We start from the raw sequence: 15353 nt of genomic DNA, 5'->3' as shown, positions 1-15353 counted from the left end.
ACCGAGCAGCAGGACCTGACGATCAGCATCACGCCCGACAAGGGCCAGGTCGGCCCGCGCGACACGGTCAGCTACACGGTGACCACGAAGGACTACAGCGGCAAGGGCGTGCCGGCCGAGGTGAGCCTGGCCCTGGTGGACAAGGCCGTGCTGACGCTGGCGGCCGACCCGAACCCGAGCCTGCGCCAGGCCTTCTACGAGCGGCGGCCGCTGGGCGTCTTCACTGCGCAGTCGATCATCGCCCTGGGCGAGCGGGTGGAGGCCGTCCTGTCCGGGGATGCCAAGGGCGGCGGCGGCGGCCTGAGCGCGCCGGCCCTGGTGCGGCGCGACTTCCCCGACACCGCCTACTGGAACGCCGGCCTGGTGACCGGCGCCGACGGCACGGCCACCGTCTCCGTGACCCTGCCCGACAGCCTGACCACCTGGCGCCTGACGGCGCGCGGGGTGACGCAGGACACCCTGGTGGGCCAGGAGAGCAGCGACGTGGTGGCGACCCGCCCGCTGCTGGTGCGGGCGACCTTCCCGCGCTTCCTGACCGACGGCGACCAGCCGACGCTGCAGGCGGTGGTGCAGAACAGCACCGGCAGCCCGATCGACGCGAGCGTGACCCTCGGCCTGAGCGGGGCCGACGGCGGGAACGGGCCGATCAGCCTTCAGGACAGCGCCGCGCAGCAGGTGAGCGTGCCGGCCAACGGACAGGCGCTGGTGCGCTGGAAGGCCACGGTGGCCGGGGCGGGCGACGTGACCGTGCGCCTGAGCGTGAGCGGCGGCGACATGCAGGACGCCCTGGAGATGACGCTGCCGGTGCAGCGCTACGAGACGCCCGAGGTGGCGGCGAGCGCCGGGCAGGTGATCGACACGACGGTGGAGACGATCCGCCCGCCGACGGGCGACCCGGCGCGGGGCGAGCTGACGCTGGAGCTGGCGCCCTCGCTGGCCGCCGGCCTGCAGGGCGGCCTGAGCTACCTGGAGAGCTACCCCTACGCCGGCACCGAGCAGACGGTGAGCGCCCTGCTGCCAAACGCCGTGAGCTACCGGCTCTACGCGCAGCTGGGGCTCGACAGGCCCGGCCTGAAGGCCTCGCTTGAGGCGAGCCTATCGCAGGGGCTGCAGCGGCTCTACGCGCTCCAGCAGCTCGACGGCGGCTGGGGCTGGTGGGCGAGCGACGAGAGCGACCCCTACCTGAGCGCCTACGTGGTGCAGGGGCTGGGCGAGGCCAAGCGGGCCGGCTTCGGCGTTGAGCAGAGCGCGATCGATCGCGGCGTGGCCTACCTGAAGGACGCCATCGCCGGCGACAGCGACAAGGGCCGGGGAATCCCCGAGGCCAGCCGGCTGAACACGCGGGCCTACGCGCTCTTCGTGCTGGGCGAGCTGGGCCAGGCCGACCGCGGGCGGACGGTGGCGCTCTACGATGAGCGGGCCAAGCTCGACATCTACGGGCGGGCCTACCTGCTGATGGCTCTGAAGGGCCTGGGCGACGACACACGGGTGACGGCCCTGGCCGACGGCATAACGGCCGCCGCGATCATGCGCACAACCGACGCCCACTGGGAGGAGGCCCGCGCCGACTACTGGACGATGGGCAGCGACACGCGCACGACGGCCCTGGCGCTCCAGGCGCTGCTACGGGCCGAGCCCGACAGCATCCTGGCACCCAACGCCGTGCGCTATCTGATGGGCCTGCGCGACCGCGGCCACTGGGCCAGCACCCAGGAGACCGCCGTGACCCTGCTGGCCCTCTCGGAGTACATCGCCCAGAGCGGCGAGCTGAAGGCCGACTACAGCTACCGGGTGGCCCTGGGCGACAAGACGCTGGGCGAGGGCAGCGTGAACAGCCAGAACCTGGACACGCCGATCGAGCTGGTGGCGCAGCTGGCCGACCTGGCCCAGGGCGCGGACAGCCAGCTGAGCATCCAGCGCCAGTTTGGGAGCGGGCAGAGCGGCGCGGGCCGGCTCTACTACACCCTGCGCATGCGCGGCTACCAGGACGCCGCCAGCGTGACGGCCCTGGACAACGGCGTGGGCGTGCGCCGCGAGTACGTCATGGTGGACACCGCCACGCTCAGCCCGACCGGCCAGCTGACCGACCAGGCCGCGCTGGGCGACCTCGTCCAGGTGCGGATCACCCTGACGGTTCCCGAGGACATGCCCTACTTCATGGTCGAGGACATGCTGCCGGCGGGGCTGGAGGCGCTGGACACCAGCCTGCGCACCAGCAGCGCCGCCGCGCGCGACCCGCAGGTGGCCCCGGCGGACGGCGAGCGGCCCTACTGGTGGTACTTCGGGCGCACCGAGGTGCGCGACAACCGGGTGGCGCTCTTCGCCAGCGACCTGCCGAGGGGCACGTACACCTACAGCTACCTGGCCCGCGCCAGCACGCCCGGCGTCTTCCAGGCGCTGCCGGCCAGGGCCATGCGCACCTACCAGCCCGAGGTGTTCGGGCGCAGCGACGGGGCGACGTTCACCGTGACGGCGCCGTAAGCGAGGCTTAGGCGCGGGAGGGTTGCTCTCCCGCGCCTAAGCCTTAAGCGCCAGCGATATGCTGCCGGAATGCGGAGGCAGGCCCAAGCTAGCGCGGGATTGTATAGAGCAACCACCGCCCAAAAGCCTAGGAAGCCTGAACACGACGGTGGCTTAATTCACCGCGCCAAACTCTAGATCGGCGAGCATCACCAGGGCATCATAGTCTTCGACCAGATCGGCGGCGTACTGCACGACGATCACGCGCATCGCGGCGCGATCCGCTTCACTGGTACCACGGAGGAGTCGCTGCACGTCCGCGAGGTCTTGGGTGCGCCCGGCTTGGAGCTTGAGGAGTAACAGATAGGGGCGGGGCATGGCCGGGAGGCCGGCCGGGTCAGGTGTCGGTGCGGCGAGCGCCTCGGCCAGCCAGGGCGCACTGCTGGCGAGCACGTCGATCAGCGCGCTGCCATCAGCAGGATGCGCGGTGAAGCCGCCGATCGTCAGCGGCCCGGTGATCATATAGCCGGCGCGCTGAAAGGCCGCCTTCGCCGACGCCTCGTCGTCGGCGTGGATCATAATGTCGACATCGAGAGTCATGCGCTCCGGCGCGTAGGCGCGTAGCGCCAGTCCACCGATGAGCACCCACGGCGTGGAGCCTAGGATCGCGCCGAGGTCGGGGGTGGGGATCATCGCGGTTCTCCGGTCAAGGAACACTGCCGATGAGCCCGTGCCCCGAGCGGCGCGACGCAGCGCAATCTGCAGAAATGCCGTTGCTGGGCGCATCAGCGTGCTCCTGAACCAAAAGGCGGTGTACCGACGTGTCTAGGATCAGTATAGCACGCCTGCCGCATCAGGGCAGGGTAAACCCTAGTGCTCAGACAGTGACTGTCGTATAATACCATTTCAGATTGCAGATTTTGGATTGCAGATTGCCGCGCATGGCGTTCCAACGCGCTCTGGCGGCGGCGTGTATGCGGCTTGCTCAATTCCAGTTGGTATAATACGCGCTAGTGCGGTGCCGGTGTCGGGCGGCGGGGTGCTTCCTCACCGGCAAGCCGGCCTTCTCTAGCGATGGAGCGAAGGACACTATGCAGCCAGTTCGTCTAGGCGTGATCGGGCTCGGGCTGATCTGGGCGCGCGTACACGAGGCGATCCTGGCGACGATGGGCGACGCCTTCGTGCCGGTGGCGCTCTGCGACATCAGCCCGCAGCGCCGGGCCGCCGCCGCCGAGCGCTACCCGGATGCGGCGATCGTCGATGACTACCAGCAGCTGCTCGCGCTGCCGCAGGTCGACGCGGCCCTGGTGCTGACCCCGCTCGGGCTCAACGCGCCGGTGGCCGCCGCCGCCCTGCGCGCCGGCAAGCATGTGATCATGGAGAAGCCGATCGCCCGCTCGTCCGCCGAGGGCCGCGCGCTGGCCGAGCTCGCCAGGGGCGCCGGGCGCACGCTCTGCGTCGCCGAGCAGATGGGCTACCGGCGGGCGGAGGAGGTCGTGGCCGAGACGATCGGCTCCGGGGTGATCGGCGACCTGGTGACCTGGGACTGGGTGCAGCATGTGGAGGGCGACCGGGCCGAGGGCGCGCTGCGCTACGACTCGACTCCCTGGCGCAGGGATGCCGACTTCCCGCTCGGCACCATGTTCGATGGCGGGGTACACATGATCGCCGGCCTCTCGCGCATCTTCGGCGCCCCGGAGGCGGTCATGGCCACGGGCCAGAAGCTGCGCCCCGGCTACGGCGCGTATGATCATGTGTCGGCGATCTTCCAGTATGCCGGCGGCGTCACGGGCACGCTCAGCTACTCCGGCTACCTCCAGCCGCTGGCGAACCACCGCCGGATCTATGGCACCGCCGGCGCGATCGCCGTCGAGCAGGACCAGCTCCTGATCGTGCGCCCCGGCGAGCCTGAGCGGAGCATCGACCTGCCCGAGGAGAACGCCTACCTGGCCATGTGGCGGGGGCTGCGCCGGGCGTTCATCGAGCGCGCCGGGCCCGCCTACACGCCCGAGATGGCCCTGCGCGACGTCGCCATCCTGGAGGCGGTCGCCGCCGCGATCAGCGGCGGCGGGCGGGCGCGCGTTGCGCTGTAGCACTGAGTGGGGCGATTGAGCCACGGATCAGGATGCGTCCATCACCGCATCCACGCTCACGGCGAAGCCCTCCAGCAGCGCCGAGCGCGCCACATCGCCGCGCCGAAACACCCCCAGCGCCGCGTATGCCTCCCCCGCCAGCGTCAGCACCGTGATGCTCTCGTCCTCGGGGTTGACGATCCAGTACTCGGGGATGCCGGCCTCGGCGTAGTCGGCCACCTTCTCGACCGTGTCGCGCTCCACATCGTCGGGGCTGACCACCTCGACCACCAGGTCCGCGCCGAGCCAGTAGCGGTTCTGCCGGCGCGGGTCGCCCGCGTCGCGCACCAGCAGGATGTCGGGCTCGCGCTGCTTGCCGGGGCGGATCTGGAGCCGCAGCGGGGCGACCAGCACCTTGCCGCCAATCTGGGCGAGAAAGATGCGCAGCAGATCATACATGAACAGCATGATCACTTGGTGATTATCAGTAGGCATAGGTGGAAACTCAATAAATCCATCGGTGAATTCGATAAGGTGGTTGGTCTGATCGGTGATCTTAAGGTACTGCTCCTCAGTCCAGAGCCCCTGGAGGTCATCAAGTGCGACCTCGATACCATTGGACTTGTGGATGATCATGAGATCTGCGGAGCGAATTTCAACAGCCATGGGCATCACCTCACCTTCGCACATTCCTGGTAGGCATCCAGTATAGCACCCGGCCTCAGGGCGCGCCGTGATGAACCTCTTGCACCAGCCAGCTGTTGCCGTCGGGGTCGCTGAACGAGAGGAATGAGCCGTAGTCGCGGCGCTCGGGGTCGATCCCCGACATCTGCCGGCCCTCCTCGAAGTGAAAGATCGCGCTCGCATCGACCCCGCGCCCGACGAGCTCGGCCCGCGCCGCCTCGATGTTGGAGACCACCAGGTGCAGCCCCTGGACGGAGCCCGGCGTCGCCTGCGTGATCCCGACCCCGACGCTGATCGCGCAGGCCGAGCCCGGCGGCGTCATCTGCACGACGCGGAACGCATCGTTGGGGTGGTGATCGACATCCAGGCGGAAGCCGGCCCGATCGGTGTAGAAGGCCTTGGCGCGATCTACATCCGCGACGGGGACGATCACAAGCTCAAGCTTCCAGTCCATGGCGCGCACTCCTTATCTATGGTCAGCTGGGCAGACTCGATCGCAGAGACATAATAGCACATATATCCTAACATGTATCCCGTCTGCGCCCGCGATCATCATAGCGTAGTGATCGACCGCTCACCTGGTGTACTATAGGTTAAGACCCGCTGGCCCACCGATATTGAGGCAAGGAGGCCCCAATGACCACCACCGCGACGGACGCCCTATCCGAGTTTCGCGCCACCCACCCGGCCTATGACGAGACGGCCGCCCTGGACGAGTTGCGGGCGAAGGAGTACGCCCGACTCGACGCCGAGGGCCAGATCTACCTGGACTACACCGGCGGCGGGCTGTACGCCGACGTGCAGCTGCGCGAGCACATGGACATCCTGCGCGCGCACACCTTCGGCAACCCGCACTCGTGCAACCCCACCTCGCAGGCGGCCACCGTGCTCTGCGAGGACGCGCGGGCCGAGGTGCTGCGCTACTTCCGCGCCGACCCGCAGGAGTACACGGCGATCTTCACGCTCAACGCCAGCGGCGCGCTCAAGCTGGTCGGCGAGTCCTACCCCTTCGCCCACGACGGGCGCTACCTGCTCACTGTCGACAACCACAACTCGGTGAACGGCATCCGCGAGTTCGCCCGCGCCCGCAACGCCGAGGTGACCTACCTGCCGGTGCGCGAGGGCGACCTGCGGCTCGACCCGGCCACGGTGGGTGCCGAGCTAGGCCGGCTCGCCCCCGGAGCGGCCGGACTGTTCGCCTTCCCGGCCCAGTCAAACTTCAGCGGCGTCCAGCACGACCTGGGCTGGATCGCGGCGGCCCAGGCGAAGGGGTGGGACGTCCTGCTGGACGCGGCGGCCTTCGCGCCGACCAACCGGCTCGACCTGAGCGTCCACAAGCCCGACTTCGTGGCGATCTCGTTCTACAAGATATTCGGCTACCCGACCGGCATCGGCGCGCTGATCGTCCGCCGCGACTCGCTCACAAAGCTGCGCCGGCCATGGTTCGCCGGCGGCACGATCACCATCGCCTCGGCCCAGGGCGGCGGGCACTTCCTGGCCGCCGGGGAGACCGGATTCGAGGACGGGACGATCAACTACCTGGGGCTGCCGGCGGTGACGATCGGCCTGCGCCACATGGAGGCGGCCGGCATCGAGCGGATCCACCAGCGGGTGGAGCTGCTGGCAGGCTGGCTGCTGGGCGAGCTAGCCGGGCTGCGCCACCGCAACGGTCGGCCGCTGGTGACGATCTACGGGCCGACGGACACCGAGGGGCGCGGCGGCACCCTGGCGATGAACTTCTACGATAGCGCGGGCGAGCGGATCGACTTCCGCGCGGTGGAGCAGCAGGCCAGCGATGCGGGCATCTCGCTGCGCAGCGGCTGCTTCTGCAACCCCGGCGTCGGCGAGGTGATCAACGGGCTGACCGGCGAGGATATGGCGGCCTACTTCCGCGAGTTCGGCCCGATCAGCTTCGACGACTTCATCAACAAGCTGGCCGGGCGGGCCACCGGCGCGGTGCGGGTCTCGCTGGGCATCGCCAGCACCTTCGCCGACGCCCAGCGGTTTATGGCCTTCGCCCGAACTATGCTGCAATAACTCTTCATATGGTGTGATGGCGGCGAAGCCGCCATCACACCATATGAAGATATGTGGGAGAGCGAAGCTCTCCCACACCCTCACCGCAAGGGGCGCAGGATCGCCCTGATCAGGGCGATCTGCGCCTCGGGGCGCTCGACGCTGTCGTTGTGGCCGCCGGCCAGGGTGTACACTTTGGCGGCGGGGTAGCGCGCGCGCAGGGCGGCCCGCTCACCGGGGCCGATCAGGCCGTCGCCCGCCGACTCGATGATCACAACGCGGCCCGCACCGTGTCTGTGGTGCGCCACAAGCTGGTCGTTGGCGTCGAAGTCGGCGGCCAGGCGGAAGCGGCCCACCAGGGCAGCCCGGCTCTGCTGGGCCAGCACCTCGGCGAAGTGGCCGCGCCAGAACTGGCGCGCCTCCGTTCCCCCGCGCAGGTCGGCGGCGATGGATAGGCGCAGCAGGCCGAAGGTCAGCGCCATGGGCAGGGCGTTCAGCAGCCCCGCGCAGGCCCGGCTGAGGTGGGCGCGCGCGGGGCGGGGGGCGCCGCTCTGGGCCAGGATCATGCCGAACACACGGCCGGGGTGGCGGCGCACGAAGGCCTGGGCCACGAAGCCGCTGGCCGAGCCGCCAAGCAGCCAGGCCGGCCCGAGGCCCAGCGCGTCCATCAGGGCGGCCAGCCCGTCACATAGGCCGTCCATTATGTCGAGCTCCGGCGGGTAGCCCACGGCGACCACGCGGCGCCCCTCGGCCAGGGCCGGGATATAGCGGAACGAGGTTGCCGGCACGCCGAAGCCGCCGGGGAGCAAGATGAGCGGCGGGCCGCCCGCGCCCGCGTCGATATACTCCCAGCGATGCCCGCCGACTATGGCACGGCGGGTCGGGTGGGCCGCGCAGAAAGCGGCGAACTCTGCGGCGAGCGACTCGCTCACGCCCGCCTGCGGATGGTGCGGATGCCGCCGCCGGGCTCGACGGCGATCAGGTGGCCGCGCCAGCTGATGCGCTGCGGCGAGAGCAGGGCGGCGAGGGCCTGGAGCGGGGTGAGCAGGCCGACCAGGGGCACCAGCCAGCGCCAGCGCCGGGGCGTCGGCCGGCCCAGGTAGGCCGCCTCCAGGTGGGCGAAGATGATAGAGCTATAGAGCAGGTGGGCCAGGCCGAGGGCGCGGGCCGGCCCGCCGCGCCAGATGCCGAGCAGGGCCAGCCACGGCCCGGCCAGGGGCACGAGCGTCACCGCGTAGAAGAGCGCCAGGTCGGCGGGGGCCAGGTGGCGCATCAGCGACTCGCGCGGGAAGATCAGCCAGCGCTGGATGAGCCGGGCGTAGGCGCCGGGGCCGTCCACCGTGGTGGCGATCGCGTGGCGCAGCCCGGTCTGGGCCAGCCGCAGGCCGCCCGCGCGCACGCGCTGGGCCACCGCGAAGTCGTCGGCAACCACATGCTCCAGCCCCGCGAAGCCGCCGAGCCGCGCCAGCACATCGCGGCGCATGGCGTAGCACATACCGTTGATCGTCAGCGGCTGGCGCAGGGAGGCGAAGGGCAGGTAGGTGGTCAGGCTGCTGCTGTTGACGAAGCAGGCCACCAGGGCCGACCAGATAGTGTCGAAGCTGACGTAGTAGGGCAGGCCGAAGGCCAGCCCGACGCCGGGCTGCTCCAGGGCTGGCAGCAGCTGCTCCAGGCCGTAGGGCGGCAGGCGGGTGTCGTCGTCCAGCACGCAGATCACCTCGCCGCTGGCCGCGCGCGCCCCGGCGATCAGCTTGATCAGCTTGGGGTTTTCGTTAGCCGCTGGCGGGCCGAGCAGGATCAGGCGCACGCTTAGCTCAGGGCGGGCGGCGATCAGGCCGGCGCAGATCGCCTGGGCCGCCGCGTCGTCCGTATCGACCAGCCAGAGAAACTCGCGCGGGTAGGCCGTGGGCGCGTCTAGGTTCTGAGCCAGCCCCTCGGCCAGAGCCGGGTCGCCGCTGAGGATAGGCTGGATGATACTGACCATGGGCAGCGGGCCGGCCGGCGCGGGCGGCGGCGGGCGGCGGAAGAATCGCACGACGGACAGGTGCTTCCAGGCGCGCTCGGCGAGGGCCAGGATGAGGAGAAATGTCATGGTATGCCTCGGTAAGGGCGCAGCAGGCGCACCGACGCTACCCCCGATCATCGCGGGTACCCGCGCGCGCCTGCTGCGCCCCAACGACCTCGAACCCGCCCCCCAGCAGCAGGCGGATGCGCTGGCCGCGCCACTCAAACTCGTCGCCGCCCAGGCTGACGGCCAGCACGTGCAGGGGCGTGAGCAGCGCGGTGACGAGCAGCAGCGGCCAGCGGCGGGCCGGGGTGACGCCGCCGAGGTAGGCGCGATCGATGATGGCGTAGCAGGCCAGAAAGATCGCCACTACCAGTATCAACTCCCGGTGGGGGTGCGGGGGCGGCTGCGCCGCCCCCGCGCTCTTTTTTTGTTGGGTTTGGGCGGCTTTGCCGCCCAAACCCAACAAAAAGCATATCTGGGGCACAGCCCGTAAGATCGCCAGCAGGGCGATCATCGGCGGCAGCAGGTTGCCCGCCGATGCCAGCAGCGTCACCAGCCGCTCGCGCGGGCTGAGCTGGGGCAGCATCGTCAGGCGCGGGATGGTGAGCCAGCGGCGCAGCTGGTTGCGGTAGGCCCGCGCCGTGGCCAGGCGGTTCTCGACCCCGTAGATCAGCGGCGTCTGCACGCAGCGTAGGCCGAGGGCGCGCACCCGCCGGGCCAGCTCGTGGTCATCGTCGAGGCGGGCCGCCATCCCCGCAAAGCCGCCCGCCGCATCGAAGACACCCCGGCGCAGAGCGAAGCAGTGGCCGGTGATCGTGTAGGGCTCGGCCAGGTAGCTCAGCGGCACATAGCTCGGCAGGGCGCTGGCGTTCACAAACAGGCTCATCAGGCTCGACCAGGGCGTCTCCCAGGCCTCGTAGCGGGCCAGCCCGAAGGAGGCACCCGCGCCCGGGGTCCACAGGTGCGGCAGCAGGGTGCGCAGCGCGTCGGGCGGCAGGCGCACGTCGTCGTCCACAAATATCAGCACCTCCCCGGCGGCCCGGGGCAGCGCGGCGCGGATCTTCTCCAGCTTCGAGGCGATCACCCCCGAGTCGGGCGCGACCAGGATCAGCTCGGCGGGCCAGCCGGGGCTCTCCACCATCAGCTCGTGGACAACCTGCTGGCTCTGCCTATCGCCCACATCGCACACCAGCAGATGCTGCTGCGGGCCGGGGTAGGCGAGCGCGGCGCGGCTCGCCAGGGCGCGGCGCAGGTCGTGCGTGCCCCGCGTCACCGGCTGGATCAGCGTGGCCGCCGGCCACTCCGGCGGGGCGGGCGGCGGCGGGCGGCGGAAGAAGTCGCGCAGGGCCAGCAGGCGCAGGAGCCTATCGGCCATGTACAGCAGCGCCAGGATCATGGGGGTCTTTTTCGGAGAGGCTGCGCCTCTCCAAACCTCTCTGCTCAAAACACCAGCCCGAGCGCCCCGAGCGTCAGCCCCGCGCCGGTGCCCAGCAGCATCACCCGCTGGCCCCGGCTGACCCGCCCGGCGTCCAGTGACTCGGCGAGGGCCAGGGGGATGGAGGCCGCGATACAGTTGCCGCGCTCGGCAATGTTATTCACCACCTGATCGGGGCGGAAGCCCAGCCGCGTGCTGACCAGCTCGACGCCGTGGCGGCTGGCCTGGTGCGGCACCACCACGTCCACATCCGCGTGCGACCAGCCCGTCCGGGCGAGGAAGCTATCGACGAAGGGGCCGAGCACCTTCGCCGCGCGGCGGAAGACGCCCGATCCGTCCATGTGGAACATGTTCATCTCGGGGGTGGTGGCCGGGTCGTTCGGGTGGTGCAGCGAGCCGCCGCCGGGGATGGCGGTCAGGTCGGCGCCGCCGCTGTAGGTGGCGAACTGCGCCCAGAGCACGCGGCTGGCCCCGCCCTCGGGCGCGCGGGTGAGCACCGCGGCGGCGGCGGCGTCGCCGAAGAGGCAGGCGCTGGCCGGGTCGGCCGGGTTGCGCGAGAGCCCGCCGATCTCGCTGCTCACCACCAGGGCGGCGCGGTAGCTGCCGGCGGCCAGCAGGTGGGCGGCGCTCTGCATGGCGAAGAGGAAGCTCAGGCAGGTGGCGTTCACATCGAAGCAGGCGCTCGCCCCCTCGGGCGCGCCCAGCTCGCGCTGGATGAAGGCGGCGGTGCAGGGGATGGTCTGCTGCGGCGCGCTCGACGCGGCGATGATCAGGTCGATGTCCGACACCGTCATGCCGGCGGCGGCCAGGGCGCGCCGCCCGGCGGCGGCGGCCATGCCCGCGACCGTCTCGCGGTCGGCGTAGCGCCGCTCGCGGATGCCGGCGACGCGCATAATCCAGCCCGGCGTCAGGTTCCAATCCCGCTCAAGCTCGGCGCTCGTCACCACCCGCTCGGGCAGGTAGGTGCCCATGCCGGCGATCATCACAGGTAGCATAGTGCTCCAGGGTTAGAGAGAATGATACGAGTCATTATATTTCATAGGGGCGCAGCGCGCTGCGCCCTTACGATCCGCCCCAGGGCTGTTACAAAATCGCTGGCGGCTGAAGCCGCGCCGCTGGGGCCTGCGGGCAGCCGCCCGCCTACGCGGGCGGTTCCGGCGTCGGCCTGCGCCGACGCCCGGCGCAACGCGCCCCGTCGGCGCGACTTCCAGTCGCCAGCCGTGGGGAGCCCAGGACGTTGCATCAGCCCTTACGATCCGCCCTTACCCATCGCGCTGCCTCCAGCAGCGCGGCGGCCCGCGCCGCGCCGCCCTCGGCGACGATCTGCGCGCCCAGCGCGGCGGCCCGCCGGCGCATGCCCGCGTCCGCGCAGGCCGCCGCCACCGCGCCGGCTAGCCCCTCGACCGTCAGCTCGGCGCGCGGAATGGGCGGCGGCCCCGCGCCCAGCTCGGCCACCCGCCGCGCCCACAGGCGCTGGTCGCCGAAGACCGGCAGCACCACCGGCGGGACGCCGGCGCGCAGGGCGGCATTCACCGTCCCCGCGCCGCCGTGGGTGACGACCGCCGCCACCTGCGGGAAGAGCCAGCCGTGGGGCGTGTCGCCGATGCGCAGCATGTGCGCGGGCAGCGCGAAGCCGTCCAGGTCGCCCCACGCGCCCCGGTAGAGCAGGCCGCGCCGCCCGGCGCGGGCCAGGGCCTCGGCCAGCAGCGCCGCCACGCCCGCCGGGTCGCGCCCGGCCAGGATGCTGCCGAAGCCGACGTAGACCAGCGGCGGGCCGGCGGCGAGAAAGGCCGCCAGCTCGGGCGGCGGCGCCCAGCCGGCGGGCGGGTCGATCAGCCACTGAGCGGCCCGTGCAGCAGCTGCCAGAGCCCGTGGGTCGCCAGCGTGTGGCTCAGCCGGTGGTAGATCCCGCGCAGCGGCAGGCCGGGCGGCGCCGGCGGGAAGGACACGTCGGGCGCCTGCCACGTCGGGCCAGAGGGGTGGAAGTGGGCGGGCACGAGCGGCACGCCCAGCCGCTCGGCGACCGACAGGCCCACATAGCCGCCCAGGGTCGAGGCGACGATCAGGTCGGCGTCGGCGCAGCCGGCCAGCGTGTCGGCGGCCAGCGGCGGGAGCAGCGGGGCCACCTGGGCCACGAAGCGGCGGGCGAAGCCGAGCGGCAGCCGGCCGCGCGCCGAGTCCAGCGCATCCAGAGCCATCCCGGTGTCCATCAGGTCGCTGATCGCGCCGATCAGGGGAGCGAACGCAAGATCGTAGGGCGCGGCCAGATCGGCGTAGTCGGCGGCGGCCAGCAGGCGCACGCGGTGGCCGCGCGCCCGCAGGGCCAGCCCGAGGGCGACGAAGGGCTGCACGTCGCCGCGCGAGCCCAGGGCGAGGAGGGCGATCTGCATCATGCGGTTGCCGATTGCCGACGGTGGGACTTACCCATCACCCGTCGTCGATTGCTCGTGCGGCGCGGGCTCAAGGGCAGCCCAGAAATCCTCGTGGGCGATGCCGCTGCCGGCTGCAATCTCAGCGCGTGCGGTATCGAGCACCGTCTGGAATTGCGTTGAGTAGGCAAGAACCAGCCGCTCTAGTTCCGCGTCATCCTCAATAGGCAGCAAGACCGCAATCGCTTTCCCATTGCGGGTAATCACCACCAGCTCTTCCTCGCTGGCCTTTATGTAGGCGCTCAGCTTTGCTTTCACATCAGCAACGGATGCGATCTTCATAGATCAACCTCCTCACCACCGACAGAGAGCGTCGTACGCCGCTTCATCCCGATAGCGAGAATATGTACTTCCCGTTCTGGGATCTTCACATCGTAAAAGACGCGAAACATATTATCAGGGCCAAAGCGAAGCTCCCACGTTGCCTCCTCGAAGGCCGGACGCTTCAGAGGCTTACGATTGCGATTCTCTTCCGATGGCTCGTATGACAATCGCTCAAGGATAGTATCACGTATCAGTGCGTAGAATTTCCGATCAATCGCGCGTACATGCTCGCTCGTTATTGGCGCGTAGATGATCTGATAGGGCTGTGATGGTGACATACACGATCCTGAACGCAATATGCCTATGACTACAATTATAGTCATAGGCGTATGCTACTGTCAAGCGTGCGAAGGATCTCGCGATCAGACTCAGATCACCACCTCAGGGCAGTGGCAGGGCACGATCCGCACCTCGGGGCGGGCGGCGGCGAAGGCCCCCAGGTTCGCCAGGGTCGCGCCGACGGCCCGCGCATCATCCACAAAGAAGTGGGTGATCCGCGCCGGGGGGCGCTGCTCACGGATGGCCCGGCTCGTCCAGGCCCCGTCGGCGGCCAGCAGCACCGGGCCGGCGTCGGTCTGGAGCAGCGCGCCGATCTGGCCCCTGGCGTGGCCGGGCAGCTCCACCAGCAGCAGCGACCCGTCGCCGAACAGGTCGTGGGTTGGGCCGAGGTGGGGCAGGGGCGGGCCGGCGAAGGCGGGCAGGGCCACGGCGCGGGCGGCCATGTCGTCGGGCATGAGCGCCGGGATGTGGGCGCGGCGCAGGGCGGCCAGGCCGCGCAGCCCCGTGATGCTCGCCAGCGCCTCGGCCGAGGCGATCACCGGGACGCCGGGGAAGTCGCGCAGGCCGGCGACGTGGTCGGCGTGGAAGTGCGAGATGATCACCCGGCGGATGTCGGCGGGGGCCACGCCGACCTGCGCGAGCTGGCGCACCGCCGCCTGCTCGGGGCGGATGCGCAGCGGGGTGGCCAGCCGGTAGAGCCGCCAGGGTAGGCGGCGCGTCGCCCCCAGCATGCGCGGCGCGTACCCGGTGTCGAACAGCGTCCAGCCGTGCAGCGGGTGGCCGACCAGCGCCGCCAGCGCCCGGCAGGCCATCGACTCCCGCGCCACCCCGCGCATCACGTGGCGCGCCGAGACCAGGCAGTGGCCGGTGTCGAGGAGCAGTAATGTTGAATGTTGAATGTTGAGTGTTGAATGAGCAGGTGCGCTGGGTTTCATGGTGAAATTCGCCGCTCAGGTCATCCACTGTTCGCAGTGCCGCAGAGCCCGCCCGGTCACGCTGAGCGCGGCGTCCATCATGCCTCAGGCAGCCCGAGCAGCTGGCGCAGGAAGGCCTCGTCGGCGTCGGCGAAGCTGCGCATGTCGCCGTCGGCCGCGCCGATCCGCGCCTTGGCGTCCTGGCCCTGCTGGGCCAGCTGCGCCTTGACCTCAAGCATCTTCTTCAGCACCTCCAGCCGGCTGGACTCCAGCTGGGTCCGCGCGGCCTGCAGGCTGACCAGGCCGGCCGCGAGCGAGACCAGCATCGTGACCGCCTCAATGCTGTACGACACGGCCGGCTCGCGCTCGACGGTGGCCTGGCCCGCCAGGCTGCGCTCGACCTCGGCGGCCATGGCGCGGCTGGGCAGGGTGATCCTGAGCTGTAGGGTGTCCATTGGGTCCTCCATATCATCACTGAGGCGCTGAGTGGGTGAGGCACTGACCGGATCTTTATCGCGGCGGTGTGCTGTGGGCTATCGTGTCATTCTGAGCGAAGCGAAGAATCCCGGCCGGGGCTCTTCTCAGGGTGACATGCGTTCCTCCTGTGGTATTGCCAATAGGCCAATGTAGGGGCGGACCCATGTGTCCGCCCACGATAGGGACGGCGCCCCGCGACGCATCATTTCGCGGCGTCGTCCGTCGGCGTGTCCTACTCCCCGATGATCTCCAGCG

The 15353-nt window shown here is 70.3% G+C and carries 16 protein-coding genes; 3 read left to right on the top strand and 13 right to left on the bottom strand.

Annotated elements, in window-relative coordinates; genetic code table 11:
• Window positions 1-2481: alpha-2-macroglobulin (locus K2Z83_RS26220; RefSeq protein WP_305082528.1), on the top strand; the 2481-nt coding region annotated here is incomplete at its 5' end.
• Window positions 2482-2634: 153 nt separating this feature from the next.
• Here the strand turns inward: K2Z83_RS26220 and K2Z83_RS26215 are convergent.
• On the bottom strand, window positions 2635-3153 hold the full coding sequence (locus tag K2Z83_RS26215; protein ID WP_255604529.1) for a nucleotidyl transferase AbiEii/AbiGii toxin family protein: 519 nt from the start codon (window positions 3151-3153) through the stop codon (window positions 2635-2637).
• Window positions 3154-3551: 398 nt separating this feature from the next.
• Between K2Z83_RS26215 and K2Z83_RS26210 the strand changes: the two genes are divergently transcribed.
• Window positions 3552-4553, top strand: coding sequence for a Gfo/Idh/MocA family protein (locus K2Z83_RS26210; RefSeq protein WP_220598122.1), 1002 nt, complete (start codon window positions 3552-3554; stop codon window positions 4551-4553).
• Between the two features lie 27 nt (window positions 4554-4580).
• Here K2Z83_RS26210 and K2Z83_RS26205 read toward each other — a convergent pair whose 3' ends face one another.
• Both K2Z83_RS26205 and K2Z83_RS26200 read right to left on the bottom strand, forming a co-directional pair.
• Window positions 4581-5198, bottom strand: coding sequence for a Uma2 family endonuclease (locus K2Z83_RS26205; protein ID WP_220598121.1), 618 nt, complete (start codon window positions 5196-5198; stop codon window positions 4581-4583).
• Window positions 5199-5253: 55 nt separating this feature from the next.
• Entirely contained in the window at window positions 5254-5670 is a 417-nt protein-coding gene (locus K2Z83_RS26200; protein ID WP_220598120.1) for a glyoxalase superfamily protein, read from the bottom strand.
• Window positions 5671-5852: 182 nt separating this feature from the next.
• Here K2Z83_RS26200 and K2Z83_RS26195 point away from each other — a divergent pair, with 182 nt between their 5' ends.
• A complete protein-coding gene (locus K2Z83_RS26195) occupies window positions 5853-7253 on the top strand; it encodes an aminotransferase class V-fold PLP-dependent enzyme (RefSeq protein ID WP_220598119.1) in 1401 nt (466 codons plus the stop codon).
• An 80-nt stretch (window positions 7254-7333) separates the two neighbouring features.
• Here K2Z83_RS26195 and K2Z83_RS26190 read toward each other — a convergent pair whose 3' ends face one another.
• The 10 genes from K2Z83_RS26190 to K2Z83_RS26150 all read right to left on the bottom strand — a co-directional run bounded on the left by K2Z83_RS26190 (window position 7334) and on the right by K2Z83_RS26150 (window position 15076).
• Window positions 7334-8164 carry an alpha/beta fold hydrolase gene (locus K2Z83_RS26190; RefSeq protein ID WP_220598118.1) on the bottom strand — a complete coding sequence of 277 codons (831 nt, stop codon included), beginning with the start codon at window positions 8162-8164 and terminating at the stop codon, window positions 7334-7336.
• On the bottom strand, window positions 8161-9324 hold the full coding sequence (locus K2Z83_RS26185; RefSeq protein ID WP_220598117.1) for a glycosyltransferase: 1164 nt from the start codon (window positions 9322-9324) through the stop codon (window positions 8161-8163). The genes K2Z83_RS26190 and K2Z83_RS26185 overlap by 4 nt, the downstream gene beginning before the upstream one ends.
• A gap of 37 nt (window positions 9325-9361) precedes the next feature.
• A complete protein-coding gene (locus K2Z83_RS26180; protein ID WP_220598116.1) occupies window positions 9362-10636 on the bottom strand; it encodes a glycosyltransferase in 1275 nt (424 codons plus the stop codon).
• Window positions 10637-10680: 44 nt separating this feature from the next.
• Window positions 10681-11670 carry a ketoacyl-ACP synthase III gene (locus K2Z83_RS26175; RefSeq protein WP_220598115.1) on the bottom strand — a complete coding sequence of 330 codons (990 nt, stop codon included), beginning with the start codon at window positions 11668-11670 and terminating at the stop codon, window positions 10681-10683.
• Between the two features lie 247 nt (window positions 11671-11917).
• The gene (locus tag K2Z83_RS29510; protein WP_255604530.1) at window positions 11918-12289 is read right to left on the bottom strand and encodes a glycosyltransferase; all 372 of its coding nucleotides are present in this window, start codon (window positions 12287-12289) and stop codon (window positions 11918-11920) included.
• Between the two features lie 218 nt (window positions 12290-12507).
• A complete protein-coding gene (locus K2Z83_RS29505) occupies window positions 12508-13068 on the bottom strand; it encodes a glycosyltransferase (RefSeq protein WP_255604528.1) in 561 nt (186 codons plus the stop codon).
• 27 nt (window positions 13069-13095) lie between these two features.
• A complete protein-coding gene (locus K2Z83_RS26165; protein ID WP_220598113.1) occupies window positions 13096-13386 on the bottom strand; it encodes a type II toxin-antitoxin system Phd/YefM family antitoxin in 291 nt (96 codons plus the stop codon).
• Complete coding sequence (locus K2Z83_RS26160) at window positions 13383-13706, bottom strand: type II toxin-antitoxin system RelE/ParE family toxin (RefSeq protein WP_220598112.1); 324 nt, start codon at window positions 13704-13706, stop codon at window positions 13383-13385. The genes K2Z83_RS26165 and K2Z83_RS26160 overlap by 4 nt, the downstream gene beginning before the upstream one ends.
• A gap of 90 nt (window positions 13707-13796) precedes the next feature.
• On the bottom strand, window positions 13797-14642 hold the full coding sequence (locus K2Z83_RS26155) for an MBL fold metallo-hydrolase (protein WP_220598111.1): 846 nt from the start codon (window positions 14640-14642) through the stop codon (window positions 13797-13799).
• Window positions 14643-14719: 77 nt separating this feature from the next.
• Window positions 14720-15076 (bottom strand): hypothetical protein, encoded by a 357-nt coding sequence (locus K2Z83_RS26150; protein WP_220598110.1) that lies wholly within the window; start codon window positions 15074-15076, stop codon window positions 14720-14722.
• Window positions 15077-15353 lie beyond the last annotated feature (277 nt).

It is taken from the genome of Oscillochloris sp. ZM17-4, from assembly GCF_019599295.1.
Taxonomy (GTDB): domain Bacteria; phylum Chloroflexota; class Chloroflexia; order Chloroflexales; family Chloroflexaceae; genus Oscillochloris.
This window is presented reverse-complemented; position numbering and strand designations above follow the sequence as displayed.